At 34.7% G+C, this 25099-nt stretch carries 23 protein-coding genes, 1 tRNA gene and 1 pseudogene; 19 read left to right on the top strand and 6 right to left on the bottom strand.

All coding sequences use genetic code 11. From position 1 onward, the window contains the following. Nucleotides 1-98 precede the first annotated feature (98 nt). The 3 genes from AC4AGG_RS08940 to AC4AGG_RS08930 all read left to right on the top strand — a co-directional run bounded on the left by AC4AGG_RS08940 (nucleotide 99) and on the right by AC4AGG_RS08930 (nucleotide 2195). On the top strand, nucleotides 99-752 hold the full coding sequence (locus AC4AGG_RS08940) for an NAD-dependent epimerase/dehydratase family protein (protein ID WP_489771652.1): 654 nt from the start codon (nucleotides 99-101) through the stop codon (nucleotides 750-752). 186 nt (nucleotides 753-938) lie between these two features. After that, nucleotides 939-1124 (top strand): KOW motif-containing protein, encoded by a 186-nt coding sequence (locus AC4AGG_RS08935; RefSeq protein WP_489771651.1) that lies wholly within the window; start codon nucleotides 939-941, stop codon nucleotides 1122-1124. A 246-nt stretch (nucleotides 1125-1370) separates the two neighbouring features. Further along, the gene (locus AC4AGG_RS08930; protein WP_489771650.1) at nucleotides 1371-2195 is read left to right on the top strand and encodes a CvfB family protein; all 825 of its coding nucleotides are present in this window, start codon (nucleotides 1371-1373) and stop codon (nucleotides 2193-2195) included. A gap of 104 nt (nucleotides 2196-2299) precedes the next feature. Here AC4AGG_RS08930 and AC4AGG_RS08925 read toward each other — a convergent pair. From AC4AGG_RS08925 to AC4AGG_RS08910, 4 genes are all read right to left on the bottom strand, one after another. Beyond that, nucleotides 2300-2373 (bottom strand) — tRNA-Pro (locus tag AC4AGG_RS08925). Nucleotides 2374-2391: 18 nt separating this feature from the next. Beyond that, nucleotides 2392-2739: a hypothetical protein gene (locus AC4AGG_RS08920; protein WP_489771649.1), complete on the bottom strand. Its 348-nt coding sequence runs from the start codon at nucleotides 2737-2739 to the stop codon at nucleotides 2392-2394. Nucleotides 2740-2862: 123 nt separating this feature from the next. Continuing rightward, on the bottom strand, nucleotides 2863-4071 hold the full coding sequence (locus AC4AGG_RS08915) for a hypothetical protein (RefSeq protein ID WP_489771648.1): 1209 nt from the start codon (nucleotides 4069-4071) through the stop codon (nucleotides 2863-2865). A 31-nt stretch (nucleotides 4072-4102) separates the two neighbouring features. Next, a complete protein-coding gene (locus AC4AGG_RS08910) occupies nucleotides 4103-6715 on the bottom strand; it encodes a TonB-dependent receptor plug domain-containing protein (protein WP_489771647.1) in 2613 nt (870 codons plus the stop codon). Nucleotides 6716-6911: 196 nt separating this feature from the next. Between AC4AGG_RS08910 and AC4AGG_RS08905 the strand changes: the two genes are divergently transcribed. The 12 genes and pseudogenes from AC4AGG_RS08905 (at nucleotide 6912) to AC4AGG_RS08850 (ending at nucleotide 19868) form a co-directional block, all read left to right on the top strand. Next, nucleotides 6912-7589 (top strand): response regulator transcription factor, encoded by a 678-nt coding sequence (locus AC4AGG_RS08905; protein WP_489771646.1) that lies wholly within the window; start codon nucleotides 6912-6914, stop codon nucleotides 7587-7589. Between the two features lie 35 nt (nucleotides 7590-7624). Beyond that, complete coding sequence (locus tag AC4AGG_RS08900) at nucleotides 7625-8659, top strand: sensor histidine kinase (protein WP_489771645.1); 1035 nt, start codon at nucleotides 7625-7627, stop codon at nucleotides 8657-8659. 99 nt (nucleotides 8660-8758) lie between these two features. Beyond that, nucleotides 8759-9334, top strand: coding sequence for an IS1096 element passenger TnpR family protein (locus AC4AGG_RS08895; protein ID WP_489771644.1), 576 nt, complete (start codon nucleotides 8759-8761; stop codon nucleotides 9332-9334). A gap of 334 nt (nucleotides 9335-9668) precedes the next feature. Further along, nucleotides 9669-11036, top strand: coding sequence for an alpha-amylase family glycosyl hydrolase (locus AC4AGG_RS08890; protein ID WP_489771643.1), 1368 nt, complete (start codon nucleotides 9669-9671; stop codon nucleotides 11034-11036). An 85-nt stretch (nucleotides 11037-11121) separates the two neighbouring features. Further along, nucleotides 11122-11562, top strand: a complete 441-nt coding sequence (locus tag AC4AGG_RS08885) for a hypothetical protein (protein WP_489771642.1) — start codon at nucleotides 11122-11124, stop codon at nucleotides 11560-11562. A 27-nt stretch (nucleotides 11563-11589) separates the two neighbouring features. Beyond that, the gene (locus tag AC4AGG_RS08880) at nucleotides 11590-12243 is read left to right on the top strand and encodes a hypothetical protein (RefSeq protein WP_489771641.1); all 654 of its coding nucleotides are present in this window, start codon (nucleotides 11590-11592) and stop codon (nucleotides 12241-12243) included. Between the two features lie 144 nt (nucleotides 12244-12387). Next, nucleotides 12388-13182, top strand: a complete 795-nt coding sequence (locus AC4AGG_RS08875) for a thymidylate synthase (protein ID WP_489771640.1) — start codon at nucleotides 12388-12390, stop codon at nucleotides 13180-13182. 102 nt (nucleotides 13183-13284) lie between these two features. Further along, nucleotides 13285-15795, top strand: coding sequence for a M1 family metallopeptidase (locus AC4AGG_RS08870; RefSeq protein WP_489771639.1), 2511 nt, complete (start codon nucleotides 13285-13287; stop codon nucleotides 15793-15795). A 281-nt stretch (nucleotides 15796-16076) separates the two neighbouring features. Then, entirely contained in the window at nucleotides 16077-17078 is a 1002-nt protein-coding gene (locus tag AC4AGG_RS08865) for a hypothetical protein (RefSeq protein ID WP_489771638.1), read from the top strand. A gap of 170 nt (nucleotides 17079-17248) precedes the next feature. Continuing rightward, nucleotides 17249-17705 (top strand): annotated as a pseudogene (tnpA, locus tag AC4AGG_RS08860) (IS200/IS605 family transposase). Nucleotides 17706-18156: 451 nt separating this feature from the next. Continuing rightward, a complete protein-coding gene (locus AC4AGG_RS08855) occupies nucleotides 18157-19482 on the top strand; it encodes a hydroxymethylglutaryl-CoA synthase family protein (protein ID WP_489771637.1) in 1326 nt (441 codons plus the stop codon). A gap of 5 nt (nucleotides 19483-19487) precedes the next feature. Continuing rightward, nucleotides 19488-19868 (top strand): FEKKY domain-containing protein, encoded by a 381-nt coding sequence (locus tag AC4AGG_RS08850; RefSeq protein WP_489771636.1) that lies wholly within the window; start codon nucleotides 19488-19490, stop codon nucleotides 19866-19868. Nucleotides 19869-19887: 19 nt separating this feature from the next. On the opposite strand, the gene AC4AGG_RS08845 is transcribed toward AC4AGG_RS08850, so the two are convergent. Continuing rightward, nucleotides 19888-20922: a bestrophin family protein gene (locus AC4AGG_RS08845; protein ID WP_489771635.1), complete on the bottom strand. Its 1035-nt coding sequence runs from the start codon at nucleotides 20920-20922 to the stop codon at nucleotides 19888-19890. Nucleotides 20923-21367: 445 nt separating this feature from the next. Here AC4AGG_RS08845 and AC4AGG_RS08840 point away from each other — a divergent pair, with 445 nt between their 5' ends. Continuing rightward, complete coding sequence (locus AC4AGG_RS08840; protein ID WP_489771634.1) at nucleotides 21368-22300, top strand: DnaJ C-terminal domain-containing protein; 933 nt, start codon at nucleotides 21368-21370, stop codon at nucleotides 22298-22300. A gap of 2 nt (nucleotides 22301-22302) precedes the next feature. After that, complete coding sequence (locus AC4AGG_RS08835) at nucleotides 22303-22605, top strand: chaperone modulator CbpM (RefSeq protein WP_489771633.1); 303 nt, start codon at nucleotides 22303-22305, stop codon at nucleotides 22603-22605. A gap of 67 nt (nucleotides 22606-22672) precedes the next feature. On the opposite strand, the gene AC4AGG_RS08830 is transcribed toward AC4AGG_RS08835, so the two are convergent. Then, nucleotides 22673-23497, bottom strand: a complete 825-nt coding sequence (locus tag AC4AGG_RS08830; protein WP_489771632.1) for a T9SS type A sorting domain-containing protein — start codon at nucleotides 23495-23497, stop codon at nucleotides 22673-22675. Between the two features lie 45 nt (nucleotides 23498-23542). On the opposite strand from AC4AGG_RS08830, the gene AC4AGG_RS08825 reads away from it, so the two are divergent. Next, nucleotides 23543-23692, top strand: a complete 150-nt coding sequence (locus tag AC4AGG_RS08825) for a hypothetical protein (protein ID WP_489771631.1) — start codon at nucleotides 23543-23545, stop codon at nucleotides 23690-23692. Next, nucleotides 23679-25094 carry an alkaline phosphatase family protein gene (locus AC4AGG_RS08820; RefSeq protein WP_489771630.1) on the top strand — a complete coding sequence of 472 codons (1416 nt, stop codon included), beginning with the start codon at nucleotides 23679-23681 and terminating at the stop codon, nucleotides 25092-25094. Before AC4AGG_RS08825 ends, AC4AGG_RS08820 begins: the two co-directional genes overlap by 14 nt. Nucleotides 25095-25099 lie beyond the last annotated feature (5 nt).

The raw sequence follows: 25099 nt of genomic DNA, 5'->3' as shown, positions 1-25099 counted from the left end.
TAATTTAATACTCAAAAATAGGTGGTAATTCTTAAAGTAAAACCTCTTCTCTTTCGTCTTGATTAAAATAAACCGATATTTGCTTTAAAATCACACTAATGAAAATTATCTTAACAGGAGCAACAGGAATGGTAGGAGAGGGTGTTTTGCTCGAATGTATCCAGAATCCAAAAGTATCCGAAATTCTCATAGTAGGAAGAAAACATTACGATATTAGCAGTCCAAAAGTAAAAGAACTTTTAGTTTCAGATTTTTTAAAAATCGCTAATTTTTCGGAACAATTGAAAGGTTATGATGCTTGTTTTTTCTGTGCGGGAATCAGCTCTGTTGGAATGAACGAGGAAAAATATACCGTGATTACTTACGATACCACGATGGCTTTTGCAAAAGCTTTGGTTGAACAAAACCCAAATATGGTTTTCAATTTTGTTTCAGGAAGGAGTACTGATTCTACAGAGAAAGGAAGCTTAATGTGGGCAAGAGTAAAAGGGAAAACCGAAAACGATTTGCAAAAATTAGGATTTAAAGCGGAGTATAATTTTCGTCCGGCATTGATGATTCCATTCAAGGGGCAAAAGAGTGCAAAACCAATTTTCAAAATCATGGCTAATGTTTTGAAATACGTCATGCCAAAAGCAACTTTAACCCTTTCTCAAGTCGGAAAAGCCATGATTAACGAGGACGAAAAACCTTATTCGAAAAATATTTTAGAAGTTTCAGATATTGCAGATGCGTCAACTGGGAAATATTAGTCTAAAAACTTTACTAAAAATTTGATAACAGTTTAGTCACTTTAGATTTCAAAATTGAATAAATATCTAAGTTCACTTGAGGCGAAAATTTTTAATTTTAGAGTCTAAAGTGTTCTAATTTGACTGGTTTTTTAAGTCAGTATTTAAACTTAAGTGTCAAAAAAAACATTTACATTTTAAAATAACATGAGCGATTCCAAAGGAAAACCAATAAACGATGGTGATTTCTGTATCGTTATTGGTGGTACTCACAAAGGAAAATCTGGTAAAATTGCAGATATTAATGTAAGTAAAACTGGACATATGACGATTACGGTCATTCAAGAAAATGGAGTCAAGTTCAAAAAGTTAGCGAAGAATGTGGAGGTTTAAAAATAAATTTTTAAATTTGTCATAACATTTCAGGCATAAGCCAAAATTTTTATTGAGTAAGAGAAAAAAATCTCAAACAAAAAAGTCTATAAATAATCAGAAAAATCAATCTGAATTAATCCAAAAGTTAAAGGAACCTGTTTTTATTTTGAGTTTAATTAAGCTCATTTTTGATATTTGGGTAAAATTCTCAGGAGATTGATGTAATGATTCGTTGCCAAGGTTTATTTTCCGTAATTTTGCTCCATGAAAATCGGTAAAATCCAAACTCTAAAAGTTTCTGAGAAAAATTCTTCTGGCTATATGTTGGTAGATGATGTAGAATGGAAGGCATTTCTTCTCAAGTTTTTTGCACATGACGACATGGAAGAAGGAGACGAAGTTGAGGTTTTTATCTATCAAGATGATGACAAACTCAAGGCAACAACCGAAAAGCCATTGGCAGAGGTAGGTGAGTTTGCGGTCATGAGTTGTGTACAGATTCTTCCAAGTGGAGCGTTTATGGAGTGGGGAATTATCAAGGACCTTTTTGTTCCGTACAAAGAAATGAAGGGCAAAATGGAGGAAGGCAAACGCTATCTCATCTATGTCTATGTAGATGAGGAAACGGGGCTGATTACTGGTACTACCAAATTCAAGCGTAATCCAAGTTATGAGGATTTGCCTTTTGAGAAAGGTGACCAAGTTTCGCTTATCATGATGAACGAAACCGAATTAGGCTGGAATGTTATCATCAACAACAAGTTTATTGGTTTGATTTACGCATCTGATGTTTACAAAAAAGTCTATCCGCTTTCTGAAGATAAAGGCTACATCAAAACCATTCGTGAAGACGGTAAAATTGATGTGACGCTTCAACCTGAGGGTTACGAAAATATTGACGAATTCAAACAAAAAATTCTTGACAAACTGGACGAGAATTACGGTTTGCTTTACCTTACAGACAAATCTACACCAGACGAAATCAAAGACGAACTCCAAATGAGCAAAAAGAATTTCAAAAAAGCCATCGGAGGACTTTACAAAGATAAAGTGATTGAGATTCTGGATGATAAGATACGGAAGTTATAAAACTTTTTACTTGTAAAAATTCCCCTTCTCTGAAGGGGTGGCAAAATTTTCGTTCTGGACGAAGTCAAAGAAAAGAAAATTTTGACGGGGTAGTTTATAAAAAGTCGGGATGACTGGATTCGAACCAGCGACCACACGCCCCCCAGACGTGTACGCTACCAGGCTGCGCTACATCCCGATTTTGAGGAGAGCGAATTTAATCATTTTTCACAATAAGTACCCAATCTTCTTCAAGAAATTTGTAGCCGATATCGTAGATAAATCGATATTCTGAGCCATTTTTATACGTTTTGAAATGGGTGAAATATTCGAAATCGAAACCTTCGATTTCAAGGTTTTTTCTATTGTTTTTGGCTTTGCCGTCTTGGAAGTTTTGTTCCTTTAGAATTCGGTAGTTTTTGCGGAGTTTGTTATTGATATTCCGCATCAAGTTGCTGGAGTCACGATTGTGCTTATTATTGTAAGCGTTGCGACAAGTGTCATCACAGAATTTTTTATCACTCCGACCCATGATTTTGTTACCACATTCCAAACAATTTTCCATGACAAATTCGTTGTATTTTCTGAAACTAATTTAATAAAATTTAATAATACACCAACAAAAAAAGAGAACCCCACATCAAATGTAGGATTCTCCAATTGAATGAAATTACTGTAAATCTGTAATTTACAATGCTGATAACAAATTAACTCCATCTACAGTTGCCCAAGCTCCAGCGGTAAGCGCAGCTTTGGTAACGGTTGATGTATTTGTGAAAGTCTTTCCTCCGTTTGGTGTGAAAGCATATCCCCAAGCTCCTGCATTGTCAGAACTCACATAATTAATTGGAGTAACTACAATTTTATTAGTATTAACCTGATTGGTCTCTGTTCCTGCGTCTTGGATAAGTACAGCATAAGCTTGCTTTCCACCTGTGTTAACATAACCACTGATATACACATTAGAGAAAAGTCCAGAACCCTGCTTCTTGAATTGGATTGCAGAAATTTCCGCTGAACCTGCAGACTCTGGATTAGTTCCTGCTGCTCTAATAAGGGTTACTGTATTAATTTTTGGAGCTGTATTGTCTGCGTTACTAGAAGACTCGATCTCCATTCCGAAATTACCGATTCCTGTTTGGTATGCGAACCAGTTAGAATTGCTCTGACCACTCCAAGAGTCTTGCCAGTCGAATGCGTCATCGTAGTTACCATAGGAAACCAAATTTTTGGCACTTACAGTTCCTCCGAAAAATTCGTAACCATCGTCAGTCCCTTTGTATGAAACAAGATTTTCTAAAGTTGTTCCTGCTCCAACGGAGTAAAAAGTCATAGAGTTGGTTTCTGAGTTACCATCACCGATTTTTCTTCCGCCATATTCAACTCTAACGTATTTCATGGTACCAGAATTATCATTGGCATCAGCTCCACCATAATAAACGTTATTACCGTCTTCAGAAAGCGCTTGTGTTGCCCCGTTGGCAGCTTTGATAGGAGCTGTTCCATAGATCGTGATTCCACCCCAATCTCCAGGAGTTTTATTATTAGTGGTGAAGACAATTGGTTCACTTGCAGTTCCTTGAGCGTCAATCATACCATCTTGTAAAATGACCAAACTACTTGGTTTGGTAGTAGAAGCGATGAAAGTTGCACCTGGCTCTATAGTTAAGGTGGCATTACCAGTGATTTTTACAACACCATCTAAGTTATAAGTCCCTTTTTTGATTAAGATATTTTTATTGATAGTTCCTGATAATGTTCCGCTTCCTGACAAGACATTGTCTGTCGTAGTCTCTGTTGAAGAATCTGCAATTGAGTCATTAATCTCAATAGTACATGATGCTAAGGTTGAAATAAGAGTCGATACTAGTAAAATTTTAAAAACGTTCTTTTTCATTTTTATTTATTTTTGTAATTATTAAATTTTGTTAAAAAGTGTAACCTATTGTAAAGTTAAAGCTGGTTCCTTTTTTATATGCTTTGTAATCGGTGATTCCTCCAGTGCTAAGCGTGTTAAGTCCTTCATCTCCAATCTGTAGCTTATAAGTTTGGTTCAAGATGTTGAGGATTCCTAATTTTACGCTTAGATTTTTACTAATTTCGGTTTGGTAAATGAAATCTAGTTGATTGAATGGTCTTTCGTAGATGTTGTCATTACCTGCGATTCCTACTGTATAAATTTTGTTACCTGATACATTGTAAACCAAAGAGAATACATTTTTTAAGTTTTTAGCAGTTTTGAATTCGTATTTCAAATCGGCATTGAAGGTATATGGAGCAGCTCCTTGCAATGTTCTTTTGCTAAGTTCACCAGTATAACCATCTTTTCTTTCCTGTATAAGTTGAACGTCACTTCTTTCTACATTAGAATACATTAATGTAGCATTAGCTCCGAAAGAAAACTTATCTAATGATTCGGAAATTCGTCCAAGGTTGACGTTTCCTTCTAGTTCTATCCCAGCAATGGTAGCTTCTTTTGCATTAAAGTAGGTAATGGTTGTTCCGTTGGAGTTACCAGAGGCAAGAAACGACGTCTCGATTGGATTATTAATTTTCTTTCCAAACAATGTCACTGCAAAAAGTTCCTTGTTAGTTGGGAAGTACTCCCATTTCAAATCAAGGTTGTAATTTTCACTATTTTCGATATCGATATTTCCATAGATAGTTTCATTATCTGGATTGATATAGGAAATTGGCATTGTCTCAATGGAAACAGGTCTTGTAATCGTCTTGCTCATTGCAATACGAAGGTTGTTTTTGTCATTAAGCGATTTTTTTGCACTTAATGAAGGGAGAATATAATTGTTGTCTTTATCTAAGTTCTTTTTTTTAACCTGTCCTAGTTCCGAATAGCGAATCAATCTAAGGTCATTTTCGAATCTTCCACCTATTAAAAGATCCCAAGTTGCATTAGGCTTAAAGTTAATGTTAAGATATCCTGCATTAACGAATTGGTAAGAACTCGAATAATATTGTCCTGGGTCAGACCCTTCTTGATAATGGTAGATACCATCTAATATTGACTGATTAAAGCTCGCTTGCGGAGTGTCTTTGGTAATTACAGAAGCACCTTGATTATTGCCATTTAATGCGCCAAAAATGAATCGATAAGAGTTGTTTCTGATATCAGCAAATCCATTGTAACCAACAGCGACTTGCCATGGATAGAAATTTTGGTCCTTTTTCTCACCTAAGAAAACAGCATATTCTCCAAATGCAGAAGCATAAAATTTTCCTTTAACATCAAGATATTGTCTGATCAGGTTATTACTTCCATAAGTCATCAATACTTGGTCAGAGTTTCCGTCTATAATCTGTCCATCGTAGAACTTTCTGTCAGGCTGAGAGTAATTATTTTTAACATAACTAGCTCCAGCTTTGATACGATGTCTATCTCCGATTTCTTGCGATGCAGTCAATTGCAAATCCAAGTATCTTGAGACGTCCATTTGGTTTCCTCTAATGAAGCGAAGATTCTGTACTTCTAGGTTTTTGTATCCAACATAATCCTCAATCTTGTTTTCTGCATTCTGCAAATACAATGCATTGAAATTAACATTGGTCTTATTGCGTTTGTACGTTAAGCCTAAGAGTGAAGACGATTCGATAACATAATTATACTTGGTCTTGTCTAATTTGTTATTAAGAACTGTTTCGTCACCATTTTGGATAAATTGGTTATTAGGTCCATTTCTATATTCGTATTTGCTAGAGTGGTTGATACCTAATACAAATCCTAATTTGCTTTTTTCTCCTAATTTTAATCTTTGAGAAGTAATTAATCCCAAACTTGTATTAGGCAAAGAAGTGACTGATTCTACATCCCAACCATCCTTGAAATCATTGATGCTTTGTTGAGGAGAAAAACTATAATAGGAAGGTAATGTTCCTTGTAAAACTTCAGGTAACTCACGATCCTTAGAATTAAGGGTTAGATAACCATCAAAGTCGTATGCGTTTTGACTAATTTTAAAGTTTTTTCTAAATGTACTAATCGTGTTGAAGCCGATTCCAAATTCGATTTTAGTGAAATCTTTTGATGGTGTCAAAGTTTCGATGTCGAAAGTTGCACCAGCAAAATCTCCATATAGATTGGAGTTGAAGGTCTTGTAGATATCCATTTTCCCAACAATGTCTGTTGGGAATTGTTCTAGTGAAACAATTTTCTTAAATGGGTTATTAGAAGGAGCTCCAAGTCCATTAATTAATAAGGAATTGTAACGCTCTTCAAGACCTCTTACAAAGATACCTCTGTCTTGTACGGAGTTGATTCCAGTTACTTTGGTCAAGCCTTCAGCTACTGTAGAGATTCCTTTTCGAGAAATTTCTTCTGCACCAACAGCTTGTTTCTGAACGATGGCTTTCTTTTGTTCCAACATTACAGCGGTTTCCGACTGCTTGCTCGAGCTTCCTTTAATAACGATGCTTTCTATCTTCTTTTCGGTTTTCTTTACCGTGTCAGAAGGGGTAGTTTGCGCGTAAATCGTTGAGAATGTACCCGTAAGAAACAAAACTGCCACACTAATCTTTCTGATTTTCATCTTGATTTTAATATAAATTTCATTCGCTGCAAAGAAATAAAGATTGTTGATCAAGCAGATTGACATAACTTTAAAAAAACTTTAAGATTGTGTGAATAATATTAGGGTTATGTTAAATTATCATGAACTTTAGAAACTACAATTTTCGACCTTCTAAATTTTCGTAACTTTGGTGATTATCTTTAAAGCTAAAAAAATGAGTACTAAGAAAATTCTTCTTATCGACGACGAACCAGATGTTTTGGAGATCCTCTCATATAACCTGAAAAAGGAAGGTTACGATGTCTATTCTGAGACCAATGGTAATGATGGGATTAGAGCTGCTAAGGATATTATTCCGGATTTGGTCTTATTAGATGTGATGATGCCGGAAAAAGACGGAATCGAAACTTGTCAAGAGATGCGTCAGATTCCTGAGTTAGAGCATACCTTAATTGTTTTTCTTTCGGCAAGAAGCGAAGAATTTTCGCAATTAGCGGGATTCCAAGCTGGAGCTAATGATTATGTGGTTAAGATTATTAAACCTAAAATCCTCATCTCCAAAGTTAATGCTTTGTTGAAATTGACTACTCAAAGCAAAGAAGTGGTGCATCAGTTGAAAATTGGTGATATGATTATTGATCGAGATAACTTTAAGGTAACCAAAGGAGACGAATCCTTTCTGCTTCCAAAGAAAGAGTTCGATTTGTTATATTTACTCGCTTCTAACACCGAAAAAGTCTTCAAAAGAGACGAAATATTGGACAAAGTCTGGGGAAGTGATGTCATTGTTGGAGAACGGACCATTGATGTACATATCCGTCGTCTTAGAGAAAAGTTGGGGATTGATACCATCCAGACTCTTAAAGGAATTGGTTACAAATTAGTGGTTTAGCATTTTATTATTCTCTTTTTACTAATTCTTCTATTTTGAAAACGAGAAAACTAGTCATTTTTGCGGCGTTAATTTTGACAGGAGTGATGATTTCTGTCGTTTCTTTATTTGAAATTTTTGACGTAGGAGCTCAATTTTTTCGAGAGGAACATATCGTTGGGATTGGATTTGCGGTCTTAATTATGCTGGTCATCAATTATGCAGCGCTGGATTTTTTGCTCAACGTATACAGTCGTAAGCAAATCAAGCGTATTTCTAATATTCTACCTCACGAGATTTATCCAGAAGAAAACGAGAACATCAATTTTACGACTTTGGGTCAACGAGTATCAGAACTTAGTCAGAAGAATGCGATTGAGATTGATACCATGAAGGACATGGAAACCTATCGAAAAGAGTACATTGGAAATGTTTCTCACGAGTTGAAGACCCCGTTATTTTCGATTCAAGGATATGTGGAGACTCTGCGTGATGGAGGAGTAGAAAATTTGGATATCAGAGACAAATATTTGGAGAGAATTGATAAATCAGTGGAAAGGTTACTCAATATTGTCAAAGACTTGGATATGATCAATCAATATGAGTCAGGTGAAATTAAACTTGATATCACGCAATTTGATATTAATGCAGTTATCAGGGAAGTTATTGATCTTTTGGAGTATGAGGCTCTGAAGAAAAATGCCAAAATGAAGCTCATTTCTTACCAGAATTCTATTATGGTGTCTGCGGATAAGCAAAAAATTTCTCAAGTTTTAATCAATCTTTTGTCGAATGCCATTTATTATTCTAATCGAGAAAATGCGCAGATTACGGTGAAAACAAGTCAATTGAAAAACAAGATTTTGATTGAAGTTTTGGATAATGGAATGGGGATTAAGACTGAGTTGTTGCCAAGGATTTTTGAGCGATTTTATCGGGTAGAATCTAGTCGAAGTAGGAGAGAAGGAGGTTCTGGATTAGGTTTGGCTATTGTAAAACACATTTTGGAGGCGCATCAAGAGAATATTCAGGTGGAGAGTAAGTACTTGGAAGGCACTACCTTTAGTTTTACCTTGAGTAAATCCAATTAAATTTTTTTTAAAAAAAATGACTTTTTTTTTTGGTCATTTTGCATTTGTTATATATTTGTAATCCATAAAACGTACAATAAAATATCATAATTCTTTACAATGGTTTATAAAATTAGGGTAATTATAGACACTAAAGATGACATCTTCAGAGACATCGAAATCAAGGAAAAACAAACGCTTTGGAATCTCCATAACGGAATCAAAAGTGCTTTCAGTCTTTCTGGCGACGAATTGTCAGCTTTCAACCTTCTTGAAGCAGACGGAACAGTAATTAAGTCCGTTCCTTTGGAAGATATGTCAGACGAGGGAGATGGGGAAATCATGTCAGATGTCTATATCAATGAGGCTTTCGAAAGTAAAGGGGATAAAGCGCATTTTCAATATGGTTTTATCGATTTATGGGAGTTCTATTGTGAGCTGATTGAAGTAGTTGATGAGAAAAAGTCTGTCAATTACCCAATCACCGTATTTCGTTTTGGAAGCGTGCCTTTGAAGGCTCCTGGAAAAACAGGAGCAAAAGGAGCAAAACCGATGGCTCTTTTAGATGATGAATTCAACTTTGAAGAAGATTTTGATTCCGGATTCAAGACAGATGATGATGATTTCGAAGATGATGACGATGACGATTTCGATGACAACTTTGCTGATGAGCCAATTGAGGATGATGAGGATTAATTGATATCTAATTCTTCAATTCTTTTGACGAGAAAAGATTAAATTACTTTTTTAAATAAATATGATAGACTACCTTCGGATTTCGAGGGTAGTTTGTTTTTTTGATGGTTGGAGAGTATGTTTTTTTTCATGTTTCTCCTATTTTCAGAGTTACTGAAAGGTACCTTTGTTTTACTAATGGTTTGTATTTAAATATTTGATAATCAATAATTTTAAATCTAAATTTTAGTTTGGAAATTAAGGGTTTCATGGAGTATTTAAGAGTGACTTTTTGTATTTATCCCACAAGTAATCCAAAGAATTATCACTAAATTTGTAAAAAACAATTTTTCATATGAAAAAAGTTATCATACTATCACTTTTGGCTTTAGGAATCATAGCATGCACCAAAAATGATAAAAAATCAACCGATAAAACAACCGAAACCATGAGTCAACCAAAAGAATGGAAACATTCGACCAACATTTATGAAGTTAACGTAAGACAATATACGCAGGAAGGAACCTTCAATGCATTTGCAAAAGAGTTGCCGCGTCTTAAAGAAATGGGTGTTAAAACCATTTGGTTTATGCCTATTACGCCAATTGCACAAAAAAACAAAAAAGGTAGTTTGGGTAGTCCTTATGCTTGTAGCAGCTACACACAGATTAATCCTGAGTTTGGGTCTTTAGAAGATTTCAAAGCAGTGGTGAAGCAAGCCCATGATTTGGGTATGGAAGTGATTATTGACTGGGTTGCTAATCACACAGGTTGGGACCACGAATGGACCAAATCTCATCCAGAATATTATTTGAAAGACCCTAAAACCAACGATTTCCAAATAGCATCTGGAATGGATGATATCATCGAATTGGATTACAAAAATCCTGAATTAAGAAAAGCGATGATTGATGCCATGAAGTATTGGGTGACCGAAGCGGATATTGATGGATTCCGATGTGACCTTGCAAGTTGGGTAGAAGTAGATTTCTGGGTAGAAGCAAGACCGCAAGTAGATGCAGTGAAACCTCTTTTTTGGTTAGGTGAGTTTGATGAATTAGAAACTCCAGATTACGGAAAAGTATTCGATGCAAGTTACTCTTGGACTTGGATGCATAAGACCGAAGATTATTACAAAAAGAATCTTCCTTTGTCTGAGCTTCGTGACTTGCTGACTAAATATTCAGCGATTGGAGACAACTCCATGAGAGCTTGGTTTACAACTAACCATGACGAAAATTCTTGGAACGGAACAGAATACGAAAAATATGGAGATATTGCTAAGCCTCTTGCTGTATTTTCTGCAACTTGGAATGGTGTTCCATTACTTTATTCTGGTCAGGAATTGCCTAACAAAAAACGTATTGAATTCTTCGAAAAAGATGTTATCGAATGGAATGGTGACTACGAAGTAGCTGACTTTTATAAAACTTTATTAGACCTTAAGTCCTCTAATGCAGCGCTGAGAGGAGGTGATCCAAAAGTGACTACTTATTTTGTGAAAACCACCGCTGAAGACAAAATCTTAGCTTACATTAGAAAAAATGGAAAAGATGAGGTGTTGGTGTTATTAAATATGTCCAAAGAACCAGTAAACTTTTCTGTTGAAGATGCTCAAGTGGCGGGCAAATTCAATAATGTTTTTACAAAAGCTGCAAAAGATTTATCTGTAAACAAGTCCTTTGAATTCAAAGTTTCTGACTATGCCGTTTTTGTAAAGTAAGAAAATAAGATTTAAATAATAAAAATTCTAAAATTGACACCCTTTCAGCGTTTCTGATGTTGAAAGGGTTTCATTTTAACAAACCATGAACAAAGTAGAGCTTTTGCATATCATTCAATCCAGAATATCGGACCGAATAGAAAATTTAGAACAATTGATTTTGGACAAACGAAATTCCAACAACGATACCAAATCCTCGATGGGAGATAAGTACGAGACTGGTCGCGAAATGTTACAGCAAGAAATTAACAACCTGCAAAATCAGTTGAATGCTTTTCTTTTACAGAAGCAATCCATCCTGTCCATCAAAACTGAAAAATGTTCAAAAGTCGAAAAAGGTTCTCTTGTTGAAACCGAAAAAGGAATGTTCTATATTTCAGCTTCAGTAGGCGAAATCCACTTTGATGGAAAAAAAATCATTGCAATTTCCGAAGAAAGCCCTTTAGCAATGGCGATGAAAGGAAAAGTTGAGAATGAAAGCTTTTCGATCAATAATATTTCTCAGGTCATTAAAAATATTTGGTAAATTTAATCGTTTCAAAATAAAAAACACATGTGCAAACCTTTTGTTCTCTTCTGTCTTTTCTTATTTGGGATTGCTAATGCTCAAACCTTAAAAAAGATTTTAGTTAATGACGTTGATAGAAATTCTTCTGTTGAAATCACCACTTCTGATAACATGACTTACGTGATAAATTTTGATGGTGTAGTTACTGGATTTTTTGGTTCTGATTCTAATGGGCAGCTGACTTATTTCGAAAATGATTTGGAAAAATTTCGGTTTGGAAAAATCAAAAGCTTTGGGAATATTACAGTTGAATATTGGAATACCGCGCATGTAGATGATGGAAGATATGGTAAAATCAAAACCATAGGAAATCTTGAACTTGATTATTGGGATAGCTTTAATTATGAGAGAGAAAAGTTTGGAAAGGTGAAGCGGATTGGTGCTATCAACATTGATTATTGGGATAAAACTTCTTCGGAGAACAGCAGAATTGGAAAGCTGAAATCTATCAATAATGTTTTTGTAGATTATTGGGGAGATTCCACCTTTAACTCTGGAAAATCAGGGAAGCTAAAGTCTTTTGGGAATGTTCAGTTGGATTATTATGATGACCGGTTTAGCGATAAGGGAAGATTTGGTAAATTAAAATCTGTCTCCGGAAATTCAGAAAAGGTGATGGTGAAGATGACATCTTTATAAGTTTATTCTTGAGACAATCACGTTTTTTTACTTTTACAGTTTGGAATCATTTTTTCATTCCGCGCTTACTTAATTTTTTAATAAATTTGAACTTTTCAAATTCATGTACATGGATTTGAAATTTAAACTTTCAACAATACAACAATGCAAAATTACCTCGATTTATTACAACATATTTTAGATAACGGAACCGACAAAACTGACAGAACAGGAACAGGAACACGCAGTGTTTTTGGATATCAATTGCGATACGATTTATCAAAAGGTTTTCCTTTAGTAACCACTAAAAAAGTTCATTTAAAGTCTATTATTTACGAGTTATTGTGGTTTTTAAAAGGTGATACCAACATCAAATATTTAACCGACAACGGTGTTTCCATTTGGAATGAATGGGCGAATGAAAATGGCGACCTTGGTCCGGTTTACGGAGCACAATGGAGGAGTTGGAGTGGAGCCAACGGAAAAGTAGTTGACCAAATTACCGAAGTCATCGACCAAATCAAAAAAAATCCAGATTCAAGAAGGTTAATCGTTTCTGCGTGGAATGTTGCAGAAATTCCAAATATGGCTTTAGCGCCTTGTCACGCCATGTTTCAGTTTTATGTTGCGGACGGAAAATTGTCATTGCAATTGTATCAAAGAAGTGCAGATGTTTTCTTGGGAGTTCCGTTCAATATTGCGAGTTATGCGTTATTGTTGATGATGGTAGCACAAGTTTGTGATTTAGAAGTTGGCGATTATGTTCATACGTTTGGTGATGTTCATATTTACAATAATCATTTTGAGCAAGTCAACAGACAGCTTTCCAGAGAACCAAAATCACTTCCAACCATGAAGCTTAATCCTGAAGTCAAAGACATTTTCGATTTTGATTTCGAAGATTTTACCTTAGAAAATTACGATCCACATCCAGGAATAAAAGCTCCCGTTGCTATTTAATCCTTATTTAAATTTTTTTGTAAAGAATTTGATTTTCATGATGTTGAATGTAACAGATTGAATTTTATTTCTACCAATTTTCATAAATAATATTTTAACGATATGAGAAAAATCCTTATCGCAGCTCTTTTTTTAGGTACTTTTTTTAACTCAAATACCATATTTGCACAGACGGAGACTTCTGGGCGAGAGTCGGTCTATCGTGCAACGCATACCAAATCAATTGAGTTGAAACACACCAAATTGAAAGTTAATTTTGACTATCAGAAGGAACAGATGAATGGTGAAGAATGGTTAACAGCAAGTCCATATTTTTATGCTACCAATATTTTGGAGCTGGATGCGAAAGGAATGTTGATTCATGAAGTTGCGTTGGATAAAAATGGTTCAAGAACGCCTCTCAAGTATGATTATACTAATGATGTTTTAAAAATTAATTTGGATAAATCTTATGCAAAGAATCAGGATTTTACTATTTATATCAAATATACAGCGCGACCTAATGAAGTAAAACAGGCAGGAAGTAGAGCGATTGCAGACGCTAAAGGATTGTATTTTATCAATGCGCAAGGTAAAGATGCCGACAAGCCAACTCAAATATGGACTCAAGGTGAAACAGAGTCATCTTCAGCTTGGTTTCCAACAATAGACAAGCCTAATCAGAAGACGACACAAGAGATTTTCATGACGGTTCCTGATAAGTATGTTACGCTTTCTAATGGAATTTTGAAGGACCAAAAATCTGAAGGAGGAGGTCTAAGAATCGATCATTGGGTAATGGATAAGAAACACGCTCCCTATTTGTTTTTTATGGGAGTTGGAGAATATTCCATTGTTAAAGATAAATGGAAAAATATTGCGGTCGATTATTATGTAGAGAAGGAATATGAACCTTATGCAAAACAAATATTTGGGAATACTCCAGAGATGATTGAATTCTTTTCTAAAAAACTGAATTATGAATTTCCTTGGCAAAAGTATGCTCAAATTGTTGGTAGGGATTATGTTTCTGGAGCGATGGAGAATACTACTTCCACGCTGCATCAAGAAAGTGCCTATCAAAAAGCGGGTGATCTTGCGGATGAAAACTCATGGGAAGATGTTATTGCTCACGAGTTATTTCATCAATGGTTTGGAGATTTGGTAACTACTGAAAGTTGGAGCAATTTAACTGTTAATGAGTCTTTTGCTAACTACTCCGAGTATTTGTGGAATGAATACAAATATGGAAAAGATCAAGCTGATTATCACTTGTCAAAGGATGTTGGTCAGTACTTGCATAGTCCATCTGATTTCAATAAAGATTTAGTTCGTTTTGGTTACAAGTCGAGAGAAGATATGTTTGACTTGGTTTCCTATCAGAAAGGAGGGGGAATCCTTCATATGCTAAGAAACTATTTGGGTGATGAAGCCTTTTTTGCTGGTCTTACAGATTATCTAAAAACCTACGAATATGGAACAGGTGAAGCTCATCAATTGAGGTTGTCTTTGGAAAAAATTTCGGGAAGAGATCTTAATTGGTTTTTTAATCAATGGTATTACAGTAACGGTAATCCGAAATTATCTTATTCTTACAGTTACGAACCTGTTAAGAAGCAAGTGATGATTTCGATTAATCAATCTCAGACTCCATTGTTTCAGTTTCCTTTGACAATAGATGTTTTTGTGGACGGTAAGCCAACTCGCCAAAAGGTGTGGATTGACGCGAAATCACAAAATGATATTGTTGTTCCAGCTACTAAGAGTCCAGATTTTGTCAATATTAACCCAGATGGAATTGTCTTAGCTGATATCAATGATAATAAAACTTTAGATCAATATCTGGTACAATATAACAATACCAAAGATTTTAATGGAAGATACGGTGCTGTTGAAAAGGCGGTTGAAGATAAAGGGAAATCAGATTCTTCAACCAAAATTCTTGTTGCCGCACTTAAAGATCCATTTTTTCGAATCAGAGAAAAAGCTTTAAACGGATTGGATTTGTCTCAGCCTTCCGTAGCGAAATTAGCACTTTCCCAAGTTGAAAAATTGGCTTCGAGTGACGAAAAAACTTTAGTTCAAGCAGCTGCGATTTCAGCTCTGGTAAAGACCAAAGACAAAAAGTACCTTCCAATTTATGAGAAAGGGATGTCTGCCGTTTCTAACTCTGTAAAAGGCGCCTCGCTTTTAGGTATTGCAAGCGTTGATCCCTCGAAAGCGAAGGGATTAGCGGAGAATGTTGACTTAGAAAACGCTTCGGAAGATCTTATGCTGGAATTGTTGCCTATTATTGTTAGTAACAAAATTGAGAAACAAATGCCTGCCATCGCTTCAAGCGTTCCTTTTTATCCATTTGTAAAGTTTCAAGATCCTAAATTAGGTGCGACAATGGAGGAAGGGTATAATTGGATCATGAGTTCAGACAATTTGAAGGCAACTACTAATGCAACGAAAGTTCTCACTCAAGTCAAAGGACAGATTGAAGATAATCCTCAAGCAAAAATGATGATTGTTAATGTTTTGAAAGAAGGTCTTGCTAAAAAAATGCAAGTTTTGAAAGCCAATCCAAATAGTTCAACCATCAATCAACAAATTGATTTAATCAACAAAACAATTGAGGCTTATAAATAAGTAAATCAATCATTGTTGTCCGATAAAAAATTTATTGAATAAAATTTAAAGAAGCTCTTAAAAGTAGAAAACAAAAGTTTTATACTTGGAGGAAGTAAATTGAAATACTGATTCAATAGCAAATCTTTGGATTTTGATTTGTACGAAGTTAATTAATTGTTAGTTAAAACAAAAAAATCCTATTGAAAAGTATCTCTAAAAGATATTTTTAGTGAGGTTTACCAAAAAGAAAAAGAATAATTCCCACGATTATGAAGCATATATTAGCAATATCTCTGCTTATGAATTTCTTATTTTGTTGTTCGCAGAATTATTCGGATTATATTGATTTGGATAAAATAGAAGCTATTTCCGATCGAAATAATTTGCTTATTATTCCTGTAACTGGTTACTGCATAGCTTATAAAGAGAAAGAAAAACCTTTATTTATCATTGATAACGAAGGAAAAATATTATACAAATTAGATTCTAAAGGGAATTATATAGATTCGTTAAATATCCCCATAGGAAGTGATAAATATTTCAAACCCATTTATTCTGATTATTCTATTCATAAAGACAATGGGATTTTGTTTACAGAACACGGCTATTTTCCCAATTGGCTTGAAAACGGAGACCAAACCTTTAAAAAATATGATAAAAGCATCAACGAAGATCTGAAAATGGATTCTTTAACCATCAAAAAGAGCCGAGAAGAAGTTTTAAAGTTTGAATATAAAACTACTGAAAACGATGTAGAAGAATATTACGCTTTTTTAGACAGCAAAATAGACAGTTTTGAACTGATACGTCTTGCAAAAAAACTCTTTACCACGTCTCAATACGTTATTGCAGGTCAAGGGGGGTATTACTATATTTTTTCCACACCAGAGGGATTGGTAAAAGTTAACTTCCCTTCTGAACTGAATTATTATGTAAAAAAAGTAATTCCCAACCAAGAAGATATGAATTATTATGGAAATAATAATAAATATGCAATTCAAATAATGATGACACCGCTATATTCTAAAGAAATCAAAAGAAATCATTTTCAGAAAAAAGAAAGAGTAGCAGCGTATTTTAACATCCTATCCACAAATAATCACGGTTCTTATTGGTTCGGCGAGGCGTATTACAAACTCCCATTAGGACAAGATTATCTGAAAGTAAAACAAAGCAGTGATAATTATGAAAAAAATAAAATCAAAATAGGGACGATAAAAATGCCCAACAAAACAGAAGAAGAAAGCAATATTTACTTCGTAGATGCAGGAAGGAAAAATTACATCATCATAAGAAAATAACTTCATTCCAATGCTTTAGACGAGTAGAATTTACGTTGTTGAACTTTAAATAAAATTGTCTTAAAATTGAAGAAGCTTTTATTCTAAGAGAATACCTCGAGCTGAAAGTGGAAAAGTTTGAAAAACGGAGGGGTTTTCATAAGACTTTTAAAAATTGTAGATTTGATGATATTTACAAAATACAGAATAAAAGCTTGCTTTTATATCATTTGGTTTTTTCCAATGAAATATAGGAGAGAAGTTTTAACGAAAGAAATAGGAGAGAGCCTCAAATTAATATGCGTTGGTATTTCAGAACGTAATGAGATTCAATTTGTAGAAATTGGTTATGAATCTGAGCATGTTCATTTTTTAGTTCAAAGTGTACCAAGTATCTCGGTTTCAAAATTAGTAGTGTTGATAAAAAGTTTGAGTGCACGAGAATCATTTAAAGCGCATCGAGAGATAAAAAAGATTTTATGGGGAGGTAATTTATGGACAAGTGGTCACTATGCCAATACAGTTGGTCAGTATGGAAACAAAGATGTTATTCGAAAATATATTGAAAACCAAGGAAAAGAAGAAGAATATAAAAAAAAATCACAGCGAACAACTCAAGTTATGGGATTAACCAATACCTCGAGGTAGTTTATTTGCCTAATTTTGTAATATTGATAATAAATAAGGCTTGTTTAAATTTGTAAAATGTTTTTACCATTAAGGATTTAAGAGTTTTTAGCTTAATGATTCTTATCTAGAATCAGATTTTTGATTTCTTATTAAATACAACTTAATTATGTGAATATCTTAATGTAAAATTCAGAATAAACAAAGTTTATTTGTTTAAGAAAATTAAGCAAAAAGCCGTAAGAAAGATCATTGAATAAAATTTAAACAGACTCTAAGTTTATCAAAGAGTTTTTCTCCAAAATATCTTCGATTTAGTTTGTAAATAAACTCGTTGACCTCAAAAATAGAATTATTATTTTGAAGAATAGTTATAGATTACAAAAAACTTTCCACAATGGGAAAGTTTTTTTATTTTATCGTTTCTTACACAAAATAAATTTTATAAATTCGTATAAATTTTATCAAAAAAATGACTGTAGGAATAGACGTAGCAAGTTATCATGTACCTTCTTTATATTTACAAATCAAAGATTTAGCAGAAAAAAGAAATATTGAAGCCGCCAAATTAGAAAAAGGCTTAGGTCTTCACAAAATGGCATTTCCGGATGTTCATGAAGATGCGGCAACATTTGCCGCAGAAGCGTTGCTAAAATTAATCAACGATTACGAAATCAACCCAAAAGAAATTTCAAGAATTTATCTCGGAACAGAAAGCGCATTAGATGCAGCAAAACCAACTGCAACGTATGCAATGCAAATGGTGGAGAAAGTTTTAGAGCCAAAATTTGGAGCAAGAGTTTTCAAAAATTGTGATGTGGTGGACATGACTTTTGCTTGTGTCGGAGCTGTTGATGCACTTCAAAATTGTTTGGATTATGTAAAAGCAAATCCAGGTAAAAAAGCGGTTGTCATTGCTTCTGATTACGCAAAATATGAATTGGCAAGTTCAGGTGAATATACACAGGGAGGTGGAGCTGTTGCAGTTTTAGTTTCTGAAAATCCTAGACTTTTAGAAATAGAAAGTACGATTGGTGTCGCTACTGAAAGTGTTTTTGACTTTTTTAAACCAAAAAGAACTGCTTCAAAATCAGATTTGAAAACCGCAACTGAAACCATGCCTGACAAATTGGAAATCTTTACAGATGAACCTGTTTTCGATGGGCAATATTCTAATCAATGTTATCAGGACAGAATTCGTGAAGCTTATCAACATTACAAAGAGCAAACAGGTATCGAAAAGCCTTATGAAAATTGGAGATATTTGATTTTCCATCTTCCGTATGCTTTTCATGGGAAAAGGGTTTTTACGGAGATTTTCAGTTTAGAAAATAACTTACCATACTCTAATTCTGAGGAGCAAAAAGCGGTGGCTAAATCTGAAGACTATTTGAAATTTATCAACGAAAAGATTGAACCTTCTCAAAGAGCGTCTTCTGAAATTGGGAATATGTATACTGCTTCGATTTTTATGGCTTTACTTTCAGCTTTGCAAACAAGTTACAATGAAAGTGAAGATCTTGCAGGTCAAAAAATTGGATTTTTAGGTTACGGAAGTGGTTCGAAATCAAAAGTTTTTGCAGGAAATATTTCAAACTCATGGAAAGACATTGTTTCGAAATGGAATATTTTTGAAAACTTGAAAAATAGGACTTCAATCGATTTTGATACTTACGAAAAACTACACAGAAAACAATTAGAACGATCTGTTAACCAAGATTATAAAGGATTTGGATTGACCTCTGTAGAAGCTGAAAATCCACTTTCAGTAGGAGCGAGGTATTACGATTATAAATAACAGAGATGTTAATTCAAATTTTAAAATATTCACTCCTTTTTTTCACATTCATTTCCTTGAATTCTTGTAAGAATGATTCGAAGAAATTAGAAGTTGAATCTCTTGAGAATCATGCGTCTAATTTAAAGTGGATCGATTATAAAATAGGCGCACTTCCACCAGAAGGAGCTTATGACGCTTTTGATAGCATTATCAAAAAATGGAATATCAATTACGAACGTATTGAATCAGGATGTGAACCCGATAGTGTTGAACAGAAAAAATATGAAAAAGACAATCCAAAATATTTCGCCAAATTAGAGAAAAAATTTGGAAAGAATTGGCGACAAAAGTTTGATCAAGAAGTAGAAGATTTGGAGAAAGAACTGAACAAAAAACGACCTTGAAAAAGATCGTTTTTTTATTTTACATTAAGATTCCGCTTTTTGATTTGATAGTCGGCGGAAGGTCGGTTTCGCCCAACATTTCTCGGAGATCAATTTCTATATTTCGAGTAAGTGCCAGCATTGGGATATCGTTGGCCATGCTTTGGAATGGATTTTCGGAATAATCGGCAATAATTTCCATCATCACATACACGTATCCTATTAATGCCGTTATAGGAATGGCAAGCCAAAGACTCCAATCACCCCCTTTTAATACTTCTGGAATAATGCTAAATGGAAGAATAACAAGAAAAATCCCGATAAAATACTTACTCATGGTTGCGTATTGTCGAGGTAAAGGAAACTTCTTTATCCTTTCGTTTTTTCCCTGGTGTTCGTAGAAACTTCTTAATACATCCATCATCTGAGTCTGTCGAAAATCTTCAATAAGGTCTTGCTCTCTAAGGGATCGTAAATCTCTCGATTGTTCGTTAATAATTTGAGTGGCGGTATTGGCATGTTTATTAACGCGAGCAAATTCTTGTTCAGAAATAAAGTTTTTGAAATTAGAAAGTTCCTTATCGTCTTCGATTAGTCCAATTCCAAAATTTTGTTGATAATTTTCTGCAAATTTGGCCAAATGTCCACCCTGGCTAATGTGCTCCCAAGGTGCTGGGACAAGCAATTGATTTCGGTGTGCATATAACCACGCAATATGTCGGTAGATCAATCGTTTTTTGATTTCGTGGATTTCAGCTGCGCTTTTTTTGTCTTTGGTGAAGAAATTAGTAATGTATCCATCAACCATCATTCCCCAAGTTCGGCTGTCATTGACGATAGCTCCCCAAATTTTTCTCGCTTCCCACATTCTGTCGTAGGATTGATTATTCTTGAAACCGACATAAAATGCGACAGCAGTACCAATAACCGAGGTAGCAACCCAAGGAATTTGGAAATCAATAATTTTGAAATAATACAATAAGCACAATGAAGTAGAAGCAAGTAGTAGCCAAATGATATGATGGAAGGACCATTTGATGATTCTTTTGACCCCAAGTTCGCGGATTTCAACCATAGTTTTTTTATTTGAAGGTTTCAAAAATATAAAGAAAAAACCATTTTTGTTGTTTAGTCTTAACAAAGTTTAATTAAAAATCGATTTCTTTCGACTTTCGAGTGGTTCCTGAAGAAATAGAATCCAAAAGAAGACAAAAGCGCCATTGCAACAAAGTGATCACTGTTTCATCGATTATTTGTAAAAGGTGTTCAAAAGAGGTTCTAAATTAATTCTGATGAATAGATGCTAAATAATAAGGGAATCACTGAAGCAATGGTTAAGAATAAGTGTTCGATGTTAAGGTTTTTAGACATTTCAATATTTTAGAATTTAATGTTTCCTTGCCAATTATTTTCATTATGTCTATTCGGAATCTGTTAGAATTTAGAGTTTTAATTTAATTTTTGATTTTTTGTGAAAATTATTTTTGTTTTTGTAATTTTAAACTTACAAAAAAAAACTAATGGCATATATTGATTACTACAAAATTTTGGGAGTTGACAAAGCGGCTTCCCAGGATGATATTAAAAAAGCCTATCGAAAAATGGCAAGAAAATATCATCCAGACCTTAATCCAAATGATAAAGAAGCGGAGAAGCGATTTAAGGAAGTTAACGAAGCTAATGAAGTGCTTTCTAATGCGGAGAATCGTGCGAAGTATGATAAATACGGCGAACATTGGAAACACGGCGAAGAGTATGAGAAGGCTCAACAGCAACAACGTCAATATCAGCAACAACAGCAAAGTTATGGCGGAGGTTTTGGAGGGTTTTCTGGCGCTGATTTTGGGGAAGGTCAAGATTATTCGGACTTTTTCCAAAGTGTGTTTGGAGGTAGTAGTGGAGGTAGTGCTTTTGGCAGAAGTTCTCGGGGAAGTGCTTCAGGGAAATTCAAAGGTCAGGATGTCAACGCTGAATTGAATTTGAATCTTCGAGATGCCTACACAACGCATCAACAGACTTTTGATATTAATGGTAAAAAGGTTAGAATTACCATTCCTGCAGGCGTCTATGATGGTCAACAAATCAAGCTTAAAGGACACGGTAATCCAGGTTTCAATGGTGGTCCAAATGGAGATTTGTATATTACTTTTAGTATTCCTCAAGATGCTCAATTCGAAAGAATTGGTGATAATCTGAAAACAAAGGTTGAAATAGACTTGTACACCGCGGTTCTTGGAGGTGATATCACTGTGCAAACACTTGCTGGAAGTGTCAATTTGAAGGTTAAACCAGAAACTCAAAACGGAGCTACAGTTCGATTGAAAGGGAAGGGGTTTCCTGTGTACAAGAAAGAGGGTGAATTTGGAGATTTGTATGTGACATATGAGGTTCAGTTGCCCAAAAATCTTACTGAAAAGCAAAAAGAACTATTTCAACAACTCAAAAACTCGTAATCATGGAAAGAATATCTAGAGAAGAACTCATCAAAATATATAATGTCGAAATCCGCTTTTTCGACGAATTAGAGTCCAATGGATTGCTTCGTACTGAAGTAGAAGATAATGTGACTTATATTTCTCATGCAGAATTGTCGTTGTTTGAGAAATTAGCCAATTGGCATTATGACTTAGATGTTAACATGCCTGGGTTAGAAGTGATTCATCATTTGCTAAATCAGATTGAAGTTCTACAAGAGCGCAATAGAAGGTTGCTTGCGGGTTTTCATAAGATTCCTGAAAGATGGGAAGATTTGGAATGAAAGGAAGAGTAAGAAATGTAAAAGGTGGAAGTTTTTCCACCTTTTTTGTTTTGTATGAAGTCAAGTTCTACTTCAAAATAATTTTAAATGATTTTTGTGCGCCTTCTATGGTTGCATTTACCACATATACTCCTTTTTTGGTTCCAGCGAGCGAAATTACGTCACTATTCTTTCCAGAAGTTTCTTTGATTAGCTGTCCAACTGCACTGTATATTTTTACATTTTCTATTTTTTTGGAAGTTTTTAAAACCAAATTTTTGCTATTATCAACATAATACGAAAAATCACTTGCTTTCGCTTCTTCAATGGTAGCTAAAGTTGCTGTTTGCCCAGCATTAATAGACTGTCCCGCAACCGTGTTATAGGCGTAGTCTTTGACGGTTACAGAAGAAGATGTTGAACTAACATCTAGGCGCACCCAACCATAATGGGTACTTCCACTAATTGTAAATTTGACCCCCAGATACTTATTAGAAGCACCATTGCACCAATGTGTATTTGAAAAAGCGGTTGAGCAAGATAGATAGTTGAGTAATCCTTTTGCATTTCCAGTAGTTGTAATAAAATCCGTCTGGGTCGGTCCTATTGGGTCACCAGCATTAAGGGCAAACGGATAGAAAAAACCTCCACTACTATCTGCATTTGCTCTCACGCCCGCGTGAGCGTAGGTTAGTACATTAGGAGCAGAACTACCAAGAGCCGATTGATAGATAATTAGTTCGTTGGTACTGTCATTGTTTAGGCTTAGTTGGTAGAAATTACCATTCTGAAGTACTTGGTCAGCAATATCGGTATACACGATTTGTCCGTTGGCTTCCGAGACCGCAATCAATGCAACTGCAGTAGCTCCATATTTTTTTAACTTGTTTTGAAAAGTGGTATTTTTGCTCATCATATAATTTTTTGATAATTTTATTGCAACTAATATAAGAATATTATGGGAAATAAAAAAATTGTGATTGATATTAAAGGTTCTATTGGTTTATTGGCATTGGGGGATGTGGGGCATGAATTATGGAAAAAGAAAATTAATGGAGAAAAACTAAAGAAAAATTTAATAAAACAATCCAAAATTGAAGAAAAATAAACTACTATTAATTGGTTGGGATGCGGCCGATTGGCAGATTATTGACCCTCTTCTTAAACAAGGGAAATTGCCTGCTCTTCAACGCTTAATTGAAAATGGAGTAAGAGGGAAGATGTCTACGATGTCTCCACCATACTCTCCAATGTTGTGGACGTCTGTCATTACCGGTAAAACCCCCGATAAACATGGAATTTTGGATTTTGCGGAAGTAGACTCGCATCGCAACGCAGTACGACCCATCACCAGTTTAGGACGAAAAACTAGAACTTTATGGAATATTCTTCACCACGAAAACATGAAGTGTAATGCAGTGGGTTGGTGGCCAAGTTTTCCTGCCGAACCTATCAATGGTGTGGTTGTAAGTGATCTTTTTTCAAAAGTTAATCCTGATCCTTCTCAATGGAAACCACTTCAACCTTTGGTTGTTCATCCTCAGGATAGGTCTTTGGAATTTCAAGATTTAAGAGTTTTCCCGTATGAACTAACGGAAGCTCATATTTTACCTTTTTTTCCTAGAGCAAATGAAATTGATCAAGAGATTGATCAATCCTTGTTGGTTTTCAGTAAGGTTTTAGCGGAGAATGCCTCAATTCATAATGCAGCTACTCTATTATTAAGGACATCAGAATGGGATTTTATGGCGGTATACTACGATTTTATCGACCACATATGTCACGCTTTTATGAAGTTTCGAACTCCTCAACAGAAGGGTATTTCGGATAATGTCTTCGATAAGTACAAAGATGTCGTGGATGGTGCATATCAATATCAAGACATGATGCTGGAGAGGAAACTTGATTTAATTGATGAAGATACAACCATAATCATCATGTCTGATCACGGTTTCGAATCTGGTGATCAAAGAATTTTAAGTATTCCGGAACATGTATATGCAGTACCTTCTTTAGAGCATCGACAATTTGGGATGTTTGTTGTTTGTGGTCCAGGTATTAAGAAAAATCATCAAGTTTTTGGTTTGAGTCTGATTGACATAGCTCCAACTATTTTGCATCATTTCGGTTTGCCTGTTGGTAAAGATATGGATGGAAAAGTCGCTTTAGAGATTTTTGAGGAGCAGAAAACGGTTCGTTATATAGAATCTTGGGATGAGGTGGAAGGCGATTTTGGTGAGTATAAAAATACTTTTCTGACTTTACCTGATGATCTAGGTCAATTGGCTTTACAACAACTTGTTGAGCTCGGTTATATAGATAAGCCAGATGAAGATTTGGAAAAAGCAATTGTTAAAACAACTTGTAATACCCAATACAATCTAGCTCGGGTTTTGCTTGGAAAGGGTAATGTTGCTCATGCGCAAAAAATACTTTTAGAGTTAATCGAAAAGCCGGATTTTGTTAACAAACTATCTTATTATTTAATGAATATCCGTAAAGTTACCTAAAATTT

It is taken from the genome of Chryseobacterium sp. CG10_8 (assembly GCF_058117085.1).
The sequence above is the reverse complement of the archived record's forward strand: the minus strand, read 5'-3'. Positions and strand labels throughout refer to the sequence as shown.